Source organism: Burkholderia orbicola (genome assembly GCF_900100915.1).
In the GTDB taxonomy this organism is placed as follows: Bacteria; Pseudomonadota; Gammaproteobacteria; order Burkholderiales; family Burkholderiaceae; genus Burkholderia; species Burkholderia orbicola.
In genome coordinates, this window is the sequence record NZ_FNKW01000001.1 from 2,221,142 (window position 1) to 2,239,880 (window position 18,739).

The 18,739-nt window shown below is 67.0% G+C and carries 18 protein-coding genes; 11 read left to right on the forward strand and 7 right to left on the reverse strand.

What is annotated here, in order from left to right; translation table 11 throughout:
* Positions 1-68: 68 nt before the first annotated feature.
* Genes lptB through kdsD form a run of 5 tightly spaced genes read right to left on the reverse strand, consistent with a single transcriptional unit; the run spans position 69 to position 3,665 of the window.
* Positions 69-845: an LPS export ABC transporter ATP-binding protein gene (lptB, locus tag BLS50_RS10625; protein ID WP_006477788.1), complete on the reverse strand. Its 777-nt coding sequence runs from the start codon at positions 843-845 to the stop codon at positions 69-71.
* Positions 842-1,507 (reverse strand): lipopolysaccharide transport periplasmic protein LptA, encoded by a 666-nt coding sequence (gene lptA / locus BLS50_RS10630; protein WP_012329239.1) that lies wholly within the window; start codon positions 1,505-1,507, stop codon positions 842-844. Before lptA ends, lptB begins: the two co-directional genes overlap by 4 nt.
* A 20-nt stretch (positions 1,508-1,527) precedes the next feature.
* Complete coding sequence (gene lptC / locus BLS50_RS10635) at positions 1,528-2,142, reverse strand: LPS export ABC transporter periplasmic protein LptC (protein WP_006477790.1); 615 nt, start codon at positions 2,140-2,142, stop codon at positions 1,528-1,530.
* 3 nt (positions 2,143-2,145) lie between these two features.
* Entirely contained in the window at positions 2,146-2,682 is a 537-nt protein-coding gene (locus BLS50_RS10640; protein ID WP_074802180.1) for a KdsC family phosphatase, read from the reverse strand.
* Positions 2,682-3,665: an arabinose 5-phosphate isomerase KdsD gene (gene kdsD, locus BLS50_RS10645; RefSeq protein ID WP_006483136.1), complete on the reverse strand. Its 984-nt coding sequence runs from the start codon at positions 3,663-3,665 to the stop codon at positions 2,682-2,684. The genes BLS50_RS10640 and kdsD overlap by 1 nt, the downstream gene beginning before the upstream one ends.
* Before the next feature lie 124 nt (positions 3,666-3,789).
* On the opposite strand from kdsD, the gene BLS50_RS10650 reads away from it, so the two are divergent.
* From BLS50_RS10650 to purU, 5 genes are all read left to right on the forward strand, one after another.
* Positions 3,790-5,796: a monovalent cation:proton antiporter family protein gene (locus tag BLS50_RS10650; RefSeq protein WP_012329236.1), complete on the forward strand. Its 2,007-nt coding sequence runs from the start codon at positions 3,790-3,792 to the stop codon at positions 5,794-5,796.
* A 77-nt stretch (positions 5,797-5,873) separates the two neighbouring features.
* The gene (locus BLS50_RS10655) at positions 5,874-6,440 is read left to right on the forward strand and encodes an adenine phosphoribosyltransferase (RefSeq protein ID WP_074802181.1); all 567 of its coding nucleotides are present in this window, start codon (positions 5,874-5,876) and stop codon (positions 6,438-6,440) included.
* A gap of 87 nt (positions 6,441-6,527) precedes the next feature.
* Positions 6,528-7,142: a LysE family translocator gene (locus BLS50_RS10660; RefSeq protein WP_027810397.1), complete on the forward strand. Its 615-nt coding sequence runs from the start codon at positions 6,528-6,530 to the stop codon at positions 7,140-7,142.
* A 5-nt stretch (positions 7,143-7,147) separates the two neighbouring features.
* Complete coding sequence (locus tag BLS50_RS10665; protein ID WP_074802790.1) at positions 7,148-8,014, forward strand: NUDIX hydrolase; 867 nt, start codon at positions 7,148-7,150, stop codon at positions 8,012-8,014.
* Positions 8,015-8,087: 73 nt separating this feature from the next.
* The gene (gene purU, locus BLS50_RS10670) at positions 8,088-8,972 is read left to right on the forward strand and encodes a formyltetrahydrofolate deformylase (protein ID WP_006483149.1); all 885 of its coding nucleotides are present in this window, start codon (positions 8,088-8,090) and stop codon (positions 8,970-8,972) included.
* Positions 8,973-9,065: 93 nt separating this feature from the next.
* Here purU and BLS50_RS10675 read toward each other — a convergent pair whose 3' ends face one another.
* Complete coding sequence (locus tag BLS50_RS10675; RefSeq protein ID WP_006477797.1) at positions 9,066-10,148, reverse strand: AI-2E family transporter; 1,083 nt, start codon at positions 10,146-10,148, stop codon at positions 9,066-9,068.
* Positions 10,149-10,387: 239 nt separating this feature from the next.
* The gene (gene uvrA / locus BLS50_RS10680) at positions 10,388-13,273 is read right to left on the reverse strand and encodes an excinuclease ABC subunit UvrA (RefSeq protein WP_012329231.1); all 2,886 of its coding nucleotides are present in this window, start codon (positions 13,271-13,273) and stop codon (positions 10,388-10,390) included.
* A gap of 264 nt (positions 13,274-13,537) precedes the next feature.
* On the opposite strand from uvrA, the gene BLS50_RS10690 reads away from it, so the two are divergent.
* The 6 genes from BLS50_RS10690 (at position 13,538) to phaP (ending at position 18,606) form a co-directional block, all read left to right on the forward strand.
* Positions 13,538-14,725, forward strand: a complete 1,188-nt coding sequence (locus BLS50_RS10690) for an MFS transporter (protein WP_074802183.1) — start codon at positions 13,538-13,540, stop codon at positions 14,723-14,725.
* A 102-nt stretch (positions 14,726-14,827) separates the two neighbouring features.
* A complete protein-coding gene (locus BLS50_RS10695) occupies positions 14,828-15,379 on the forward strand; it encodes a single-stranded DNA-binding protein (protein WP_012329229.1) in 552 nt (183 codons plus the stop codon).
* A gap of 122 nt (positions 15,380-15,501) precedes the next feature.
* Positions 15,502-16,032 (forward strand): G/U mismatch-specific DNA glycosylase, encoded by a 531-nt coding sequence (gene mug, locus BLS50_RS10700; RefSeq protein ID WP_074802184.1) that lies wholly within the window; start codon positions 15,502-15,504, stop codon positions 16,030-16,032.
* The gene (locus tag BLS50_RS10705) at positions 16,019-16,642 is read left to right on the forward strand and encodes a DNA-3-methyladenine glycosylase (protein WP_074802185.1); all 624 of its coding nucleotides are present in this window, start codon (positions 16,019-16,021) and stop codon (positions 16,640-16,642) included. Before mug ends, BLS50_RS10705 begins: the two co-directional genes overlap by 14 nt.
* 113 nt (positions 16,643-16,755) lie before the next feature.
* Positions 16,756-17,520, forward strand: coding sequence for a ParA family protein (locus BLS50_RS10710; protein ID WP_074802186.1), 765 nt, complete (start codon positions 16,756-16,758; stop codon positions 17,518-17,520).
* A gap of 501 nt (positions 17,521-18,021) precedes the next feature.
* Positions 18,022-18,606 carry a TIGR01841 family phasin gene (gene phaP, locus BLS50_RS10715; protein WP_011694404.1) on the forward strand — a complete coding sequence of 195 codons (585 nt, stop codon included), beginning with the start codon at positions 18,022-18,024 and terminating at the stop codon, positions 18,604-18,606.
* Positions 18,607-18,739 lie beyond the last annotated feature (133 nt).

Genomic DNA, 18,739 nt, shown 5'->3' on the forward strand with positions numbered 1-18,739 from the left:
GGATGCAAAGCGGGGCGCAGCCCCGCGCGGCGATGCCGGGCGGGGTGCAGCCAGCCACGAGGAGGACGTTACATGCGGAAGTGTTCGCCGAGGTACACGCGGCGCACGCTTTCGTTTTCGATGATTTCGCTCGGTGCGCCGGCGGCCAGCACCGAACCGTCGCTGATGATGTACGCGTGGTCGCAGATGCCAAGCGTTTCGCGGACGTTGTGGTCCGTGATCAGCACGCCGATGTTGCGCTGTTTCAGGAACTTGACGATCTTCTGGATCTCGAGCACCGCGATCGGGTCGACGCCGGCGAACGGTTCGTCGAGCAGGATGAAGCTCGGGTTGGTCGCGAGCGCGCGCGCGATTTCGACGCGGCGCCGTTCGCCGCCCGACAGCGACAGTGCGGGGTTCTCGCGCAGGTGGCCGATCTGCAGCTCGTCGAGCAGCGCTTCGGTACGCGACGAGATCGCGTCCTTCGACAGCCGCTTGCCGTCCTCGCCGTGCTGCAGCTCGAGCACCGCGCGGATGTTTTCCTCGACGGTCAGCTTGCGGAACACGGACGCTTCCTGCGGCAGGTACGACAGGCCGAGCGACGCGCGCTTGTGGATCGGCAGCAGACTGATCGAGCTGCCGTTCAGCGAGATTTCGCCCGCGTCCGTCGGCACGAGGCCGACGATCATGTAGAACGACGTGGTCTTGCCGGCGCCGTTCGGGCCGAGCAGGCCGACGACTTCGCCGCTCTTCACGTCGAGCGACACGTCCTTGACGACCGTGCGCGAGCCGTAACGTTTCTTCAGGTTGCGGACGACGAGCGAACTCGTGGTGCCGGCCGGCTGGCGGTTCGGGAGCGCGTTCATTGGCCCGGCGCCCCCTGGATCGTGGTCGACGGCGACAGCTTGGCCGGCGCCCCGTTCAGCGGCGCGGGGCCGCCGTTCTTCGGCGACAGCATCGCGCGCACGCGGCCGTTCGGGTTGCCCGGCGCCGCGACGTCCTTGCCGCCCTTCGCGGTGTAGAAGTCGCGCTGGCCGTCGTACGTGATCACGCTGCCGTGCACGGTATCGGCGATCGTCGACGTGCCCTGCAGGCGGCGCACGGTCGCGGCGGTGGTCAGCGTGGTGAGATCCTGCTTGCCGTCGTAGTCGATGCGCTCGGCGTCGCCGTCGATGTATTCGTCGAGGCCTTCGCGCTTCTGGCGGAACGTCGCGTGCTTCTTGCCGCTGCCGAACGACGTCGCGTACTGATAGCCTTCCGGGTCCTGGCGCACTTCGACGCGATCGCCCTTGATGATGATCGTGCCCTTCGTGATCACGACGTTGCCGGTCGCGACCGTCACCTGCTTCAGATCGTCATAGGTCAGGTTGTCGGCCTCGACGTTGATCGGCTTGTTCTGGTCGGCCTTCTCGGCATGGGCGAGCGGCGCCAGCCCGACGAGCGGGAGCGCCACGAGCGTCGCGGCGAGCGCGGCGCGGACGGCGCGCGCAGCGCCGCCGGAAATCTGTCGAGGGAACGGTTCGTTCATGCAGTCACGTGAGGGATGCGTCACTTGGGTTGACCTTTCGAGCCGCCGGACGTGTCCGCCGCGGCGATCGTGCCGCGCACGTTGCCGTAAAGCTCGATGACCCGGGTGACGTTGTTGTACTTCATGCCGTCGGTCGCGTTGACGAGCGACAGGCCGCGCTGAAGTTTAACCGGCTTTTCGGTCTGGATCACATCGTCATTGACGAAGATCCGGAAATGCTGGGAATCGGCCTGCATCTGCGGATCGCCGCCGCCGGCCGCGCGCAGGATGCGTGCATCGTCGTACAAATCGACGATCGACACGTCGCCGTTGACGGTGCCGCGCTTCGCGGTGGTCGTCACGACCGGCTTGCCGGGCTGGAACGCGCGCATGGCCGGATCGGTCAGGTCGCTGCCTTCGGTGTCTTCGTAATGGACCAGCTTCGCGGCCGTCAGCCGGTACTGGGTCGTGCCGGTCTGGTCGAGCTCGGTGACCGAGAAGTTGTCCGCGAAATAGTCGGGCGTGTGGCGCTTCGGCTGCGCGATGCCCTCGCCGGGCGGCGGCAGCGTGGCCTGCAGCAGCCACCACGTGACGCCCGCGAGCGCGGCGACCGCGGCGAGCGGCAGCATCTGGGTCCAGCGGAAATGCGTGCTCATCGGTCAGGCTCCGCAGGCGGCGGCGAGCAGCGCGTCGTAGCGGCGCTGCGCGCGCAGGATCGCATCGCAGACCTCGCGCACGGCGCCGTGGCCGCCGCGGGCCTCGGCGACCCAGTGCGCGCGGGCGATCACCTCGGGGTGCGCGTTCGCGGGGGCCGTCGCGAAGCCGCAGCGCAGCATCACCGGCAGGTCGGGCCAGTCGTCGCCCATATAGCCGCAGGCGTCGGCCGTCAGGCCGAGCGACGCGATCAGCTCGGCGAACACGGCGAGCTTGTTCTCGACGCCCTGGAACAGGTGCGCGATCTTCATTTCCTTCGCGCGCGCCGAGACGATGTCCGAGCGGCGGCCCGTGATGATCGCGGTTGCGATGCCGGCTTCGCCGAGCAGCTTCACGCCGTGGCCGTCGAGCGAATTGAACGACTTCATCGCGTCGCCGGCCGCGGTAAACAGCAGGCCGCCGTCGGTCAGCACGCCGTCGACGTCGAAAATCATCAGCTTCACGCGGCTCGCGCGTTCGGCCGCAGTCAGCGCTGCGCTCATCAGATCACCTTCTTCGAAAACAGGTCGTGCATGTTCAGCGCGCCGATCAGCGCGCCGTCGGCATCGACGACCAGCATCTGGTTGATCCGGTGGCGCTCCATCAGTTCCACGGCCTCGACCGCCAGATGATCCGGCGCGATCGTGCGCGGGTCGCGCGTCATGACTTCGGTGATCGGCAGCGTGCGGAAATCGCCGTCGCGCGCGAGCACGCGGCGCAGGTCGCCGTCGGTGAAGATGCCGGCGACCTTGCCGTCGGCGTCGACCACGGCCGTCATGCCGAGGCGCTTCGCGGTGATCTGGAACAGCGCGTCCGACAGCGTTGCATTCAGCCCGACGGACGGGACGTCGTCGCCCGAGCGCATCACGTCGCGCACGTAGGTGAGCAGGCGCCGGCCGAGCGCGCCGCCCGGATGCGAGCGCGCGAAATCCTCCGAGCCGAAGCCGCGCGCGTCGAGCACGGCGACGGCGAGCGCGTCGCCGAGCGCGAGCGCGGCGGTCGTGCTTGCGGTGGGCGCGAGGTTCAGCGGGCACGCTTCCTTCGACACCGCGGCGTTCAGGTTCACGTCGGCGAGCGTGCCGAGGCTCGACCCCGCACGGCCCGTGATCGCGATCAGCTTCGCGCCGATCCGCTTCACGAGCGGGAGGATCGCGACGAGTTCTTCCGATTCGCCGGAATAGGAGATGCCGATGAAGACGTCGTCGGAGGTGACCATCCCGAGGTCGCCGTGGCTGGCCTCGGCAGGGTGGACGAAGAAGGCCGGCGTACCGGTGCTGGCCAGCGTGGCTGCGATCTTGCGGGCGATATGCCCCGATTTGCCGATCCCGGAGACCACGACGCGGCCGCGGCAGCCGAGCAGCAGCGCCACGGCCTGGACGAAGCCGCCGTCGAGCTGGTCGCGCAGCGCGCGCACGGCGTCCGCCTCGATGTCGAGCACGTCGCGGGCGAGCGCGAGCGCCCGATCATCATTGATTTTCGCTATCATGCGCGGAGTATAGCAAAGGCGTTTGTTCGCCGCGCCGGCCTTCGGACTCGTCCGAAGCAGCCTGTCCACCGCCACCACCCGCGCCCGCATTGCCGTGGCCCCGACGAACGAGGATGCTTCGCCTGTGATTTCCCCGCTCGAAATGACCCTGCTGCTGCTGCTGGCCTCAGTGGTGGGCGTCGTCGTATTCCGCTCGTTGAACCTGCCGCCGATGCTCGGCTACCTGACCGTCGGCATCCTGGTCGGCCCGCACGCATTCGGCGTCGCGGCGGATCTCGAACGGGCCGAGCACCTCGCGGAATTCGGCGTGGTGTTCCTGATGTTTTCGATCGGCCTCGAATTCTCGCTGGCGAAGCTGAGGTCGATGCAGCGGCTCGTGTTCGGCCTCGGCCTGTTGCAGGTCGTCGCGACCCTCGTGCTCGCGCTCGTGCTCGGCGCGCTGTTCGAGCACTGGGTGCACATCACATGGCAGGGCAGCATCGCGCTCGGCGGCGCGCTCGCGATGTCGTCGACGGCGATCGTGTCGAAGATGCTCGCCGAGCGGCTCGAGATCGAGACCGAGCACGGCCGCAACATCTTCGGCGTGCTGCTGTTCCAGGATCTCGCGGTGGTGCCGCTCTTGATCGTGATCGCCGCGTTCGGCGCCGAATCGTCGAAGGATCTCGCGCTCACGCTCGGCTTCGCGGCGGTCAAGATCGTGATCGCGCTCGCGCTGCTGCTCGTCATCGGCCAGCGCTTCATGACGCGCTGGCTCAACGTCGTCGCGCGGCGCCGCTCGCAGGAGCTGTTCGTGCTGAACCTGCTGCTCGTCACGCTCGGCGCGGCGTTCATCACCGACCGCTTCGGCCTGTCGCTCGCGCTCGGCGCGTTCATCGCCGGGATGCTCATTTCCGAGACGCCGTTCCGCCATCAGGTGGAAGAGGACATCAAGCCGTTCCGCGACGTGCTGCTCGGCCTGTTCTTCGTGACGACGGGGATGCTGCTCGACCCGCGCGTGATCTGGGAGCATCCGTTGATCGTGCTCGGCTTCTTCGTCGGGCAGATCCTGTTCAAGGCGACGATGATCGCCGGGCTCGCGCGGCTGTTCGGCGCGACGCCGGGCGTCGCGATGCGCACCGGCATCGGCCTCGCGCAGGCCGGCGAATTCGGCTTCGTGCTGCTGAACCTGATCCTCGACCGGCATCTCGTCGATTCGACGCTGCTGCAGGCGATCCTCGCGTCGATGCTGCTGTCGATGCTCGCCGCGCCGTTCCTGATCCAGAACGCCGACCGCATCGTGATGCGGCTGTCGTCGACGGAATGGATGCAGCAGTCGCTGCAGATGACGCGGATCGCGACGCAAAGCCTCAAGCAGCGCGGCCACGTGATCATCTGCGGCTACGGCCGCGCCGGGCAGAACCTCGCGCGCATGCTCGAACAGGAAGGTATTTCGTACGTCGCGCTCGACCTCGACCCCGATCGCGTGAGTGCTGCGGCGACCGCCGGCGAATCGGTCGTGTTCGGCGACGCGGCGCGCCGCGAGTCGCTGCTCGCGGCCGGTATCCACCGGGCGGCGGCCGTCGCGATCACCTACGCGAACACGCCGTCCGCGCTGCGCGTGCTGCATCACGTGCACGAGCTCGAGCCGACGCTGCCCGCGATCGTGCGCACCGTCGACGATGCCGATCTCGAGAAGCTGCTCGCGGCCGGCGCGACCGAGGTGATTCCGGAGATCGTCGAGGGCAGCCTGATGCTCGCGTCGCACACGCTGGTGCTGGTCGGCGTGCCGATGCGCAAGGTCGTGCGGCGCGTCGAGGAGATGCGCGACGAGCGCTACAGCCTGCTGCGCGGCTATTTCCGCGGCGCGGACGATGCGGACGACGACGATCACGAGCAGGTGCGGCTACAATCGGTGCCGGTCGATGCGCGCGCGGACGCGGTCGGGCGTTCGCTGGAAGAACTCGGGCTGTACGCGCTCGGGCTGGAAGTCACGGCGATCCGCCGGCACGGCATCCGCGGCGTCGAACCCGATCCGCAGACCAAGCTGCGCGCGAGCGACATCGTGGTGCTGCGCGGGTTGCCCGAGGCGCTCGCGCTCGCGGAGGAGCGGTTGTCGCGCCATCGGCGCGATCCGCCGGCCGCGGCTGCGTGAGCCGCGATTCACAACCCGACCCGTATTGATCAGAAACGGTGCCCGATCTTCGCGCACCGTTTTTTTCGGAGAGTTTCATGCCGCATTCGTCGCCGGGCGCACCGCTCGATCCGGTCGCCTTCATCCACAGCCAGATCCGCACGGTGCCCGATTGGCCGCAGCCCGGCGTGCAGTTCCGCGACATTACGACGCTGCTGCAGAGCCCGAAGGCGCTGCGCATCCTCGTCGACCTGTTCGTCGAACGCTATGTCGACGCGAAGCTCGACTACGTCGCGGGGCTCGACGCGCGCGGCTTCATCATCGCGCCGATCGTCGCGTACGAGCTGAGCGTCGGCTTCGTGCCGATCCGCAAGGTCGGCAAGCTGCCGTACAAGACGCGTTCGGAGTCGTACGACCTCGAATACGGCAGCGCGACGGTCGAGATCCACGAAGATGCGTGCAAGCCCGGCGACCGCGTGATCATCATGGACGACCTGATCGCGACCGGCGGCACGATGATGGCGGGGTGCAACCTGCTGCAGCGGCTCGGCGCGGAGGTCGTCGAGGGCGCGGCGATCATCGACCTGCCCGATCTCGGCGGCTCGACGCTGCTGCGCAACGCCGGACTGCCGGTCTATACCGTTACCGAATTCGCCGGCCACTGAACGCCGGTCCGTCGGGGTTTGCCGCCCCGGCTGGCCTCGGTTCACGCTTGGTTCACCGCTTGGTTCACCTTCCGCAGCGAGGTCACGATGCCCAACTTCATGCTGTTTCTCGCCACGTCGGTCGCGATCACGTTCGCGCCGGGTCCCGACAACCTGCAGGTGCTCGCCCGCGGCATCTCGCAGGGCCGCGCGGCCGGTTTCGTCGCGGCGCTCGGCTTCACGGCGGGAATCCTGTTCCACACGACGCTCGCGGCGCTCGGCGTGGCGGCCGTGCTGCGTTCGTCGCCGGTCGCGTTCCAGATCCTGAAGCTCGCGGGCGCCGCGTACCTCGTGTGGATCGGCATCAAGGCGCTGCGCAGCCAGGGCCTCGCTAACGCGCATGCGCGGCCGCCGCAGCCGCTCGCCACGATCTTCCGGCAGAGCGTGATCGGCAACCTGATGAACCCGAAGGTCACGCTGTTCTTCGTCGTGTTCCTGCCGCAGTTCGTCGATCCGCACGGCGCGCAGAGCGTGACGCTGCAGATGTTCGAGCTCGGCGCGCTGTTCATGCTGCAGACGGCCGCGGTCTTCTCGCTGTTCGGCGTCGGCGCGGGGATGATCGGCACGTGGCTGAAGCGGCGCCCGAAGGCCGGCGTGTGGCTCGACCGGATCGCGGGCGCCACGTTCATCGCGATCGGCATTCGCGTCGCACTGAAGGATTGATGACGATGACGTTTCCGTGCATCGCGGCCGCGCGCCGCTTCGATCCGGCCGCACACCTGCGTTTCGAGATCGCCGGCCAGGCGGTCGGCTGGGTGCGCCGCCAGGACATCGCGAAGCTCGTGCGCTGGCCCGACGTGTTCGAGCTGACCGGCGAGCGGGTGGTGCTGTCGGCGCGCTACGATTCGGTCGATGCGCGCAGCATGGCGTTGGCCAGCGCGATCGGCGCGCTCGCGGCCGAGGGCGCGATTCCCGGCTGGCGCGACGAGATCTATGCGATCCGCAACCGCTTCGACGATCCGCCGCTCGCGTACATCGAGCGCGCCGCGTCGCGCTTCTTCGGCACGCAGACCTATGCGGTGCACGTGAACGGCATCGTAGAATATGCGGTTACGCCGGGCGAGCCGCCCGTCGCGGCCGCGCCGAAGATGTGGCTCGGCCGCCGCAGCGCGACCAAGGCGACCGACCCCGGCATGCTCGACAACGTCGTCGCGGGCGGGATCGGCTGGGGGCTGGGCGTTCACGAGACGCTCGCGAAGGAATGCTGGGAAGAAGCCGGCATTCCGGCCGACCTGGCGGCGCGCGCGATCGCGGGCCGCACGGTGCAGGTACTGAACTCGCTGCCGGAAGGCACGCAGTCCGAATTGATCTTCGTGTACGACCTGCCGCTGCCGCACGATTTCGCGCCGCGCAACCAGGATGGCGAAGTGGCCGAGCACCTGCTGGCCGGCGTGCCCGAGGTGATCGGCTGGCTGCGCGAAGGCCGCGCGACGATGGATGCGAGCCTCGCGACGCTCGACACGCTGCTGCGCCACCGCTGGATCGCGGCGGCCGACGCGGCCGGCATCGACGCGCTGTTCGTGCCGGCTGCATGACGTGCGCCGCGACGCGCGCGGCGCGGCGTGAACGGGCAATTTGACGAATACGGAAACAATGGGAGTAGCGGTCATGCCGACCGATCACAGCTTTATCTTGAAACTGTCGTGCCCTGACCGGCACGGCATCGTCCATGCGGTCTCGGGCTTCCTGTTCGAGCGCAGCAACAACATCCTCGATTCCGCGCAGTTCGGCGACAGCCGCACCAGCGAGTTCTTCATGCGCGTGCACTTCGAACAGGACGGCGGCGGCGTGGATGCCGCGTCGGCGCTCGACACGCTTCGCAAGGAATTCGCGCCGCTCGCCGAACAGTTCTCGATGCGCTGGGAACTGCACGATGCGGCCGTGAAGCCGCGCGTCGTGATCATGGTGTCGAAGATCGGCCACTGCCTGAACGATCTGCTGTTCCGCTATCGCACCGGCCAGCTGCCGATCGAGATTCCGGCGATCGTGTCGAACCACAAGGAGTTCTACCAGCTCGCCGCGAGCTACAACATTCCGTTCCATCACTTCCCGCTGATCGGCGGCTCGTCCGATGCCGCGAAGGCCGCGCAGGAAGCACGCGTGCTGGAAGTGATCGACGAGCACCAGGCCGATCTCGTCGTGCTCGCGCGCTACATGCAGATCCTGTCGCCGAACATGTGCGAGCAGCTCGCCGGGCGCGCGATCAACATCCACCATTCGTTCCTGCCGAGCTTCAAGGGCGCGAAGCCGTACTACCAGGCCTTCGACCGCGGCGTGAAGCTGATCGGCGCGACCGCGCACTACGTGACGACCGATCTCGACGAAGGCCCGATCATCGAGCAGGAAGTCGAGCGCGTCGACCACAGCATGACGCCCGACCAGCTGACCGCGATCGGCCGCGACGTCGAGTGCGTGACGCTCGCGCGGGCGGTGAAGTGGCACGTCGAGCACCGGATCGTGCTGAACGGGACGAAGACGGTCGTGTTCCGCTGATCCGTCGGCCCCCAACGGCCGGCTCCACAAGCGAAAACGCCGCGCCCTTCACGGGGCGCGGCGTTTTCGCTTGCCGGTGGCGAGCGGGCGGCTTCAGATCAGCCGCAGCAGGTACAGCTCGCGTTTCAGGTACGCATAGAAGATCGGCGCGGCGATCACGCCCGGCAGCCCGAACGCGGCTTCCATGATCAGCATCGCGAGCAGCAGCTCCCACGCGCGCGACTCGATCTGGCCGCCGATGATCTTCGCGTTCAGGAAGTATTCGAGCTTGTGGATGACCACGAGGAACGCGAGCGACGCGATCGCGGTGCCCATGCTGACCGACAGCGACACCGCGACGATCAGCGTGTTCGAGATCAGGTTGCCGATCACCGGCAGCAGGCCGACGATGAACGTGACCAGCACGAGCGTTTTCGACAGCGGCAGCCGCTGATGGAAGATCGGCAGCGCGACGAGCAGGTAGATGCCGGTGAAGGCCGCGTTGATCGCCGAGATCTTGATCTGCGCGAACACGATGCGGCGGAACGCGTCGGCGAAGCGCGACACGCGCGTGACGAGCGCGGTCGACAGCGGCCGGCGCACCTTGCCCTGCTCGACGCCGATCGCGATCATCGCGCCGATGATCATCCCGAACAGCACGTGGCCGAAGCCGCGCGCGACGCTCTTGCCGCTTTGCTGGAGCTGGTCCATGTGCGAGTGCATCAGCACGGCCGCCTTCGTCTTCATCTGTTCGACGTCGACGGGCAGCAGGTTGGCGATCCAGGCCGGCGTGCGCGCGCGGGTCTGCTCGACGATCTGCATCAACTGGCCGAGCAGGCTCTGCAGGTTCGGCACCGTGTGCTCGAAATGCTCGATGATGGCGAGCGTCAGGCCGGTGAGCGCGCCGACGATCGCGATCGACAGCAGCACGACGGCGACCCAGCGCGCGCGCATGCTGGTGGTATGGCGTTCGATCACGGGCGCGATCGTGTGGATCAACTGGTAGACCAGCAGGCCGGCCAGCATCCCGCCGAGCAGCTTGAGCTCAAGGACGAGCCACATCATGACGAGCGCGAAGAGATAGCTGCCGATCTCGAGTGCCGACAGCTTCGGCAGGCTCAAGTCGCTCGTCAGCCGCACGCTGCGCAGGTGCGGCTCGCGGTTCTGCGTGTCGCGCGACTCTTGTTGCTTCTCCATCGTGGATTCCTGTCGTCCGTATGTCGTGCCGCGCCGCGCGCGGTAGCGCGCGGGTCGCCCGGCGCCGCACCGGATTGGTGCGGATGGCGAACCTTACGACCGTAAAGTATAGCTGCCATTATGGTCCGCAAACGGGCCGTTTGGCGCGTGGTGTAAACGCAGAAGGGAAAACGAGGGGGCGCGGCGGCTTCGACGAGCGCGCGGCCGGGCGGCCGCGCGCGGGCAGGGTGGAACGGGCGTCAGCCGGCCGCGACTTTGCGGGTCGGACGCTTGAGCAGCGGTGCGAGGTACTTGCCGGTGAAGCTCGCCTTCGTCTTCGCGACCTGCTCGGGCGTGCCCTGCGCGATGATCTGGCCACCGCCGGCGCCGCCCTCGGGGCCGAGGTCGATCACCCAGTCGGCCGTCTTGATCACGTCGAGGTTGTGCTCGATGATCACGACCGTGTTGCCCTGGTCGCGCAGCCGGTGGATCACTTCCAGCAGCAGCGCAATGTCGTGGAAGTGCAGGCCGGTGGTCGGCTCGTCGAGGATGTACAGCGTGCGGCCGGTGTCGCGCTTGGACAGCTCCAGCGACAGCTTCACGCGCTGCGCCTCGCCGCCCGACAGGGTCGTGGCCGACTGGCCGAGGCGGATGTAGCCGAGGCCGACGTCGAGCAGCGTCTTCAGCTTGCGCGCGATGACCGGCACCGCGCTGAAGAACTCGTACGCGTGCTCGACCGTCATGTCGAGCACTTCGCTGATGTTCTTGCCCTTGTACTGCACTTCGAGCGTTTCGCGGTTGTAGCGCTTGCCGTGGCACACGTCGCACGGCACGTAGACGTCCGGCAAGAAGTGCATTTCGACCTTCAGCACGCCGTCGCCCTGGCACGATTCGCAACGGCCACCCTTCACGTTGAACGAGAAGCGGCCCGGATCGTAGCCGCGCTCCTTCGACGTCGGCACGCCCGAGAACAGCTCGCGGATCGGCGTGAACAGGCCCGTGTACGTGGCCGGGTTCGAGCGCGGCGTGCGGCCGATCGGCGACTGGTCGACGTTGATCACCTTGTCGAAGTGCTCGAGGCCCTCGATCGCCTCGTGCGGCGCCGGTTCGGCCGCCGAGCCGTACAGGTGGCGCGCGACCGCGTGATACAGCGTGTCGTTGATCAGCGTCGACTTGCCGGAGCCGGACACGCCGGTGATGCAGGTCAGGAGGCCGACCGGCAGTTCGAGATCGACGTGCTTCAGGTTGTTGCCGTGCGCGTCGACGATGCGCAGCATCCGCTCCGGATCGGGCGCGAGCCGCTCGTCCGGATACTCGATCACGCGCTTGCCGAGCAGGTACTGGCCCGTCAGCGACTGCGGATTCGACTGCACCTGCTTCGGCGTGCCTTCGGCGACCACGACGCCGCCGTGCTCGCCCGCGCCGGGGCCCATGTCGACCACGTAGTCGGCCGTGCGGATCATGTCCTCGTCGTGCTCGACGACGATCACCGAGTTGCCGAGGTCGCGCAGGTGCTTGAGCGTCGCGATCAGGCGGTCGTTGTCGCGCTGGTGCAGGCCGATCGACGGCTCGTCGAGCACGTACATCACGCCCGTGAGCCCCGAGCCGATCTGCGACGCGAGCCGGATGCGCTGCGCCTCGCCGCCCGACAGGGTCTCGGCGCTGCGCTCGAGCGACAGGTAGTCGAGGCCGACGTTGTTCAGGAACGTCAGGCGCGCGACGATTTCCTTGATCACCTTGTCGGCGATCTCGCGCTTCGCGCCTTCGAGCGTCAGCCCGTCGAAATAGCCGAGCGCGTCGCGCAGCGGCCAGCCGCTGATCTCATAGATGCCGCGCGCGTGGTCGCCGGTGCCGATCCGCACGTGGCGCGCCTCGCGGCGCAGGCGCGTGCCGTCGCACGACGGGCACGGCTGGTTGTTCTGGTACTTCGACAGCTCTTCGCGCACCGCGACCGAATCGGTTTCGCGGTAGCGGCGCTCGAGGTTCGGGATGATCCCTTCGAACACGTGCTCGCGGATCGTCGTGCGGCCGCGCTCGTTGATGTACGAGAACGGGATCGTCTGCTTGCCCGACCCGAACAGCAGCACCTTGCGGATTTTTTCGGGCAGATCCTCGAATGCGGCGTCGATGTCGAATTCGTAGAACGCCGCGAGGCTCTGCAGCATCTGGAAGTAGAACTGGTTGCGGCGGTCCCAGCCCTTCACCGCGCCGGCGGCAAGCGACAGCGACGGGTGCGCGACGACCCGCTTCGGGTCGAAGAACGTGATCTGGCCGAGGCCGTCGCACTCCGGGCACGCGCCCATCGGGTTGTTGAACGAGAACAGGCGCGGCTCGAGCTCCTGCAGCGAGTACGAGCAGATCGGGCACGCGAACTTCGAGCTGAACAGGTGCTCGCGATCGGTATCCATCTCGAGCGCGATCGCGCGGCCGTCGGCGAGGCGCAGCGCGGTTTCGAACGATTCGGCGAGCCGCTGCTTCATGTCCGGGCGCACCTTCAGGCGATCGACGACGACGTCGATCGTGTGCTTGTCGTTCTTCTTCAGCTTCGGCAGCGACTCGACCTCGTAGATCTTCGCGGCGCCTTCGTTTGCGGCGCCGCCGCCCGAGCGCACGCGAAAGCGCACGAAGCCCTGCGCCTGCATGTCCTCGAACAGCTCGGCATGCTCGCCCTTGCGATCCGCGACGACGGGCGCGAGGATCATCAGCTTGGTTTCCTCGGGCAGCGCGAGCGCCGCGTCGACCATTTGCGACACGCTCTGCGCCTCGAGCGGGATGTCGTGATCGGGACAGTACGGCGTGCCGACCCGTGCGTATAAAAGTCGCAGGTAGTCGTGGATTTCCGTGACCGTGCCGACGGTCGAACGCGGGTTGTGGGACGTGGCCTTCTGCTCGATCGAGATCGCCGGCGACAGCCCCTCGATCAGGTCGACGTCGGGCTTCTCCATCAGCTGCAGGAACTGGCGGGCGTACGCGGACAGGCTTTCCACGTAGCGGCGCTGGCCTTCGGCATAAAGGGTGTCGAACGCGAGCGACGACTTGCCCGACCCGGACAACCCGGTAATCACGACCAGCTTGTGGCGCGGCAGGTCGAGATTGACGTTTTTCAGGTTGTGGGTGCGTGCCCCACGGATACGGATCTGTTCCATGAACCTGGCGAAAATGGAGGGAACCAAACCTGCTACTATAACGGCTTTTCGAGACCGTCGTTTACGGCCCCCAGCCTTTACAGCAGGTGGCAGCAAGGCGACACCTGCGCCGGGGAAAGCGGTCGCGCCGCACGGTTCCGGGCGGCCCGCAGGCCGTCTGCATCCGGCCCCGACGTGTCGTCCGAAAGGCCGCCAGGCCGCCGGTCCTGATCTTCCGCCGCCCGCTGCCGGGCGGACATTCCGATCATTCGAAATTCATTCCCGATGTCCAATCCGTCTGCCACGTCTTCCCGCATGACTGCGCCCGAACTGCGCGCGACCACGTCGCTCGCGGCGATCTTCGCGTTGCGCATGCTCGGCCTGTTCATGATCATGCCGGTGTTCTCGGTCTATGCGAAAACCATCCCGGGCGGCGACAACGTGCTGCTCGTCGGGATCGCGCTCGGGGCCTACGGCGTCACGCAGTCGCTGTTCTATATCTTCTACGGCTGGGCGTCCGACAAGTTCGGCCGCAAGCCGGTGATCGCCACGGGCCTCGTGATCTTCGCGCTCGGCAGCTTCGTCGCCGCGTTCGCGCACGACATCACGTGGATCATCGTCGGCCGCGTGATCCAGGGGATGGGCGCCGTGTCGTCGGCGGTGCTCGCGTTCATCGCCGACCTGACCTCCGAGCAGAACCGCACGAAGGCGATGGCGATGGTCGGCGGCTCGATCGGCGTGTCCTTCGCGGTCGCGATCGTCGGTGCGCCGATCGTGTTCCACTGGGTCGGGATGAGCGGGCTGTTCACGATCGTCGGCGTGCTGTCGATCCTCGCGATCGGCGTCGTGCTGTGGATCGTGCCCGACGCGGCGAAGCCCGTCCACGTGCGCGCGCCGTTCGCCGAGGTGCTGCACAACGTCGAGCTGCTGCGCCTGAACTTCGGCGTGCTGGTGCTGCATGCGACGCAGACGGCGCTGTTTCTGGTCGTGCCGCGCCTCTTGGTCGACGGCGGGCTGCCGGTCGCCGCGCACTGGAAGGTCTACCTGCCGGTGATGGGGCTCGCGTTCGTGATGATGGTGCCGGCGATCATCGTCGCGGAAAAACGGGGCAAGATGAAGCCGGTGCTGCTCGGCGGCATTCTGGCTATCCTGAGCGGCCAATTGTTGCTCGGCAGTGCACCGCATACCATTCTGATTGTGGCGGCGATCCTCTTCGTCTACTTCCTCGGCTTCAACATCCTGGAAGCGTCGCAGCCGTCGCTCGTGTCGAAGCTCGCGCCGGGTTCGCGCAAGGGCGCGGCCACGGGCGTCTACAACACCACGCAGTCGATCGGGCTCGCGCTCGGCGGCATCGTGGGCGGCTGGCTGCTGAAGCACGGCGGCGCGAACACGGTCTTTTATACCTGTTCGGGGCTCGTTGCCGCGTGGCTTATAATCGCGGCCAATATGAAAGCGCCGCCGCGCAAGGCCTGAACCTGATTGTCGGGCAGGCGCCGGCGGCGTTCGCCGGCTCGCCCGGCGGGCCGCTCCGACGCTTGCGCGGGCGGCCCAGCATCGAATTTACTGGAGAAACACATGGCATCCGTCAACAAGGTCATCCTCGTCGGCAACCTCGGCGCCGATCCTGAAGTCCGTTACCTGCCGAGCGGCGACGCGGTTGCGAACATCCGTCTCGCGACGACCGATCGCTACAAGGACAAGGCAAGCGGCGATTTCAAGGAAATGACCGAGTGGCATCGCGTCGCGTTCTTCGGCCGTCTGGCGGAGATCGTCAGCGAATACCTGAAGAAGGGGTCGTCGGTCTACATCGAAGGCCGTATCCGCACGCGCAAGTGGCAGGGCCAGGACGGCCAGGACCGTTACTCGACCGAAATCGTCGCCGAACAGATGCAGATGCTCGGCGGCCGCGGCGGTTCGGGCGGCGGTGGCGGCGGCGGTGACGAAGGCGGTTATGGCGGCGGCTACGGTGGCGGCGGCGGTCGCGGCGAGCAGGCGGAGCGCGGCGGTGGTGGTGGCGGCCGTGCCAGCGGCGCGGCGCGTGGCGGTGCGGGTGGCGGCGGCCAGAGCCGTCCGAGCGCACCGGCAGGCGGCGGCTTCGACGAGATGGACGACGATATTCCGTTCTGATCGCCAGTCGGCATCCTGCATCACGATGGGCCCGAACGTCCGAGTCAAGCCAGTCGCTTGGCCCGGGTTTTCGGGCCTTGTTTCGTTTACGTGGTTCCTGCACGCCGCACCCTGGATGAACCGTGGCTGACGCACTCCCCGACCTCATCGCGCCCCATCTCGACGTCCTGTTTTGCGGGATCAATCCCGGCCTGATCGCGGCCGCGACCGGTCATCACTTCGCGGGGAGAAACAACCGCTTCTGGCGCGTGATCCATCTCGCGGGCTTCACGCCGACGGAAATTTCGCCGCAGGATGATCGCGAGATCCTCCGTTACGGCTGCGGGCTGACGGCCGTGGTGCCGCGGCCGACCGCCAGTGCCGATCAGCTGTCGCGCGCGGAATTCGTGGCCGCGGCCGCCGGGTTCGAGCAGAAGGTCGCGCGTCATGCGCCGCGCTTCGTCGCGTTTCTCGGCAAGGCGGCGTATGCGGCGCTGTCGGGGCAACGGGAAGTCGCGTGGGGAGTGCAACCGTCCCCTATCCAGCGGGCGCGGGTGTGGGTGCTCCCCAACCCCAGCGGCAGAAACCTTGCGTTCGGGCTCGACGATCTGGTCGATGCGTATCGAGGGCTTCATCTCGCGGCGATGAAGGACCGGCACGATGCGACGCAGTAAGACGGCGGCGCCGTGGCCGGGCACCATCGTGCCGCGCGCATTCTTCAACCGCATGGCCACCGAGGTGGCGCCGCAACTCCTGAACAAGATCCTCGCGGCAGCGGATGGCCGGGCCGGCCGCATCGTCGAAGTGGAAGCGTATGCGGGCGCGCTCGATCCGGCGGCGCACACCTATCGCGGCAAGACGCCGCGCAACGCGACGATGTTCGGGCCGCCCGGGCACTTCTACGTTTATTTCACGTACGGCATGCACTGGTGCTGCAACTGCGTGTGCGGCCCGGACGCCGCGGGAACGGGCGTGCTGATTCGTGCGCTGGAGCCGCTGCACGGGCTCGAGCAGATGCGCGCGGCGCGGCCGCCGCGCACGCGCGATCGCGACCTGTGCCGCGGCCCGGCTCGATTGACGCAGGCGATGGGGATCGGCGGCGCGCAGGATGGCGTCGATCTGGTCGGCGCGCGCGAAGGATTCGCGATCGTCGACGACGGGATGGCGCCACCCGCCGATCTGGCGGGCGGGCCGCGCATCGGCATTCGCGTCGGCCAGGATCTGCCGTGGCGGTGGAGCGTGCCCGGCAACCGATACGTATCGGGCGCGGTGCCGCGCATCTGACGCGTGCCGCGCCCAAGTCACATGCCCGTCGCGCCCGATTCGACCTGCGTCACGCGGTCGCCATTATTGATCGGCTAAGCTGGCCGTTTCGACGTTTCGATCGAGGGGACACCATGCGGCGGGTCGTATTCAACCAGAAGGGCGGCGTGGGCAAGTCGACGATCGTCTGCAACCTGGCGGCGATCAGCGCGAGCGAAGGATTGCGCACGCTCGTCATCGATCTCGATGCGCAGGCGAACTCGACGCGCTACCTGCTCGGCGACGCAGCGGCCGACGCGCAACCGGGCGTCGCCGGTTTCTTCGAAACCGCGCTGACCTTCAACTTCCGTCCGGTCGACGTTGCGTCGTTCATCCACGCGACCCCGTTCGACGGGCTCGACGTGATGCCCGCGCATCCGGATCTCGATACGCTGCACGGCAAGCTCGAATCGCGCTACAAGATCTACAAGTTGCGCGACGCGCTGAACGAACTCGACATGTACGACGCCGTGTACATCGACACGCCGCCCGCGCTGAATTTCTATACGCGCTCGGCCCTGATCGCGGTCGAGCGCTGCCTGATCCCGTTCGACTGCGACGATTTCTCGCGGCGCGCGCTGTACACGTTGCTCGAGAACGTGAAGGAAATCCAGCAGGACCACAACGCGGCGCTCGAGGTGGAAGGGATCGTCATCAACCAGTTCCAGCCGCGCGCAAGCCTGCCGCAGCGGCTGGTCGACGAGCTCGTCGACGAAGGGCTGCCGGTGCTCGCGTCGCGGTTGTCCGCGTCGGTGAAGATCCGCGAATCACATCAGCAGTCGACGCCGGTGATCCATCTCGAGCCGACGCACAAGCTCGCGCAGGAGTTTCGCGCGCTGCATCGCGAACTGACGGGCTGAGCCCGCGCCTGACCGGATCGACCAAGGCCGCTTCGAGCGGCCTTTTTTATCGCGACTCGTCATTCCTCCGATTATTGAATTCGTCATTTATAATCCGGAAAACGATTTCATAATAAATTCAGAAAAACGATTACATAGACTGCGGCTCCATTTTCAATGAAGGCCGGTTTTCTAATAAACAGAATAATGAATGGGTAAATATTGCGCGATGTCACGATGCGCTATGCTGCAAAAAGGTAAAAAGGCATTGCGGGTCGGAGCCGCTCGGTTTGCGTGTTCGTGATATCGGCGTGCAGCGGGCCTCGGCGGTCGCCGTATAGGGTAATAAGGGTTTATACCTATCATTAATGCCACTTAATTGACAATTAATCGCTCTAGAATGGTTTCCTTCAACTTCCCGTGCCCAAACAGGTAGCGGGTTGCCAATAAGGAAGCGACTGTCGATCAAGCTTCCACTTTTCTTTACGTTTGTCTCTCGCATTGTTAACAGGAGCGTGCCCGATGTCCGTATTTGCCCCCGAAAAACTCGCCGCCGATTATCAATCCGGTATCGCCGCCTGGTTCGCGATCGCCCGTCCGGCGATCCACGGCTTCGAGGCCGTCGTCGAACTCAACCTGCAAGCGGCCCGGACGGCGCTCGAGGAATACGAGGACAAGCTGAAGAACGCGTTCAACGCCAACAACCCGGCCGCGGGTTTCGCGCAACAGGTCGCCGCGCCGCAGGAAGCGGCCGGCAAGGCCGTGTCGTATGGGCGCCATTTGTTCGACATCGCGGTGTCGACGCAGTCCGAATGGGCGAAGGTCGCGCAGGCGCAGTACGAACAGAACGACAAGCGCCTGAAGGACGTGCTCGGCGAACTGTCGAAGCACGCGCCGGCCGGCTCGGCGCCGGTGGTGGCCGCGCTGAATTCGGCGCTGTCCGCGGCGAGCGCCGCGGCCGACTCCGTGCGTGCGGCGACGGGCCAGGCGATCGAAGCGGCGCAGAGCGGCTTCGATGCGGTCAGCGAGACGGCCACGCGCGGCGCCAAGCAGACGGCGGCCGCCGCCCGCAAGGACGCAGCGGCTGCGCGCGAATCGGCTGCGTAATCGCGCAAATGCGCGCATGAAGGCGCGCGTGAATGCGTGTCGCGCGTCGGCGCGACACGATTGATCGGCGCCGGACGGCGCCGGCGCCGCGTGTGCCACGCGGGGGCCGGCAAGCGTCCGGTGCGCCGCAAGA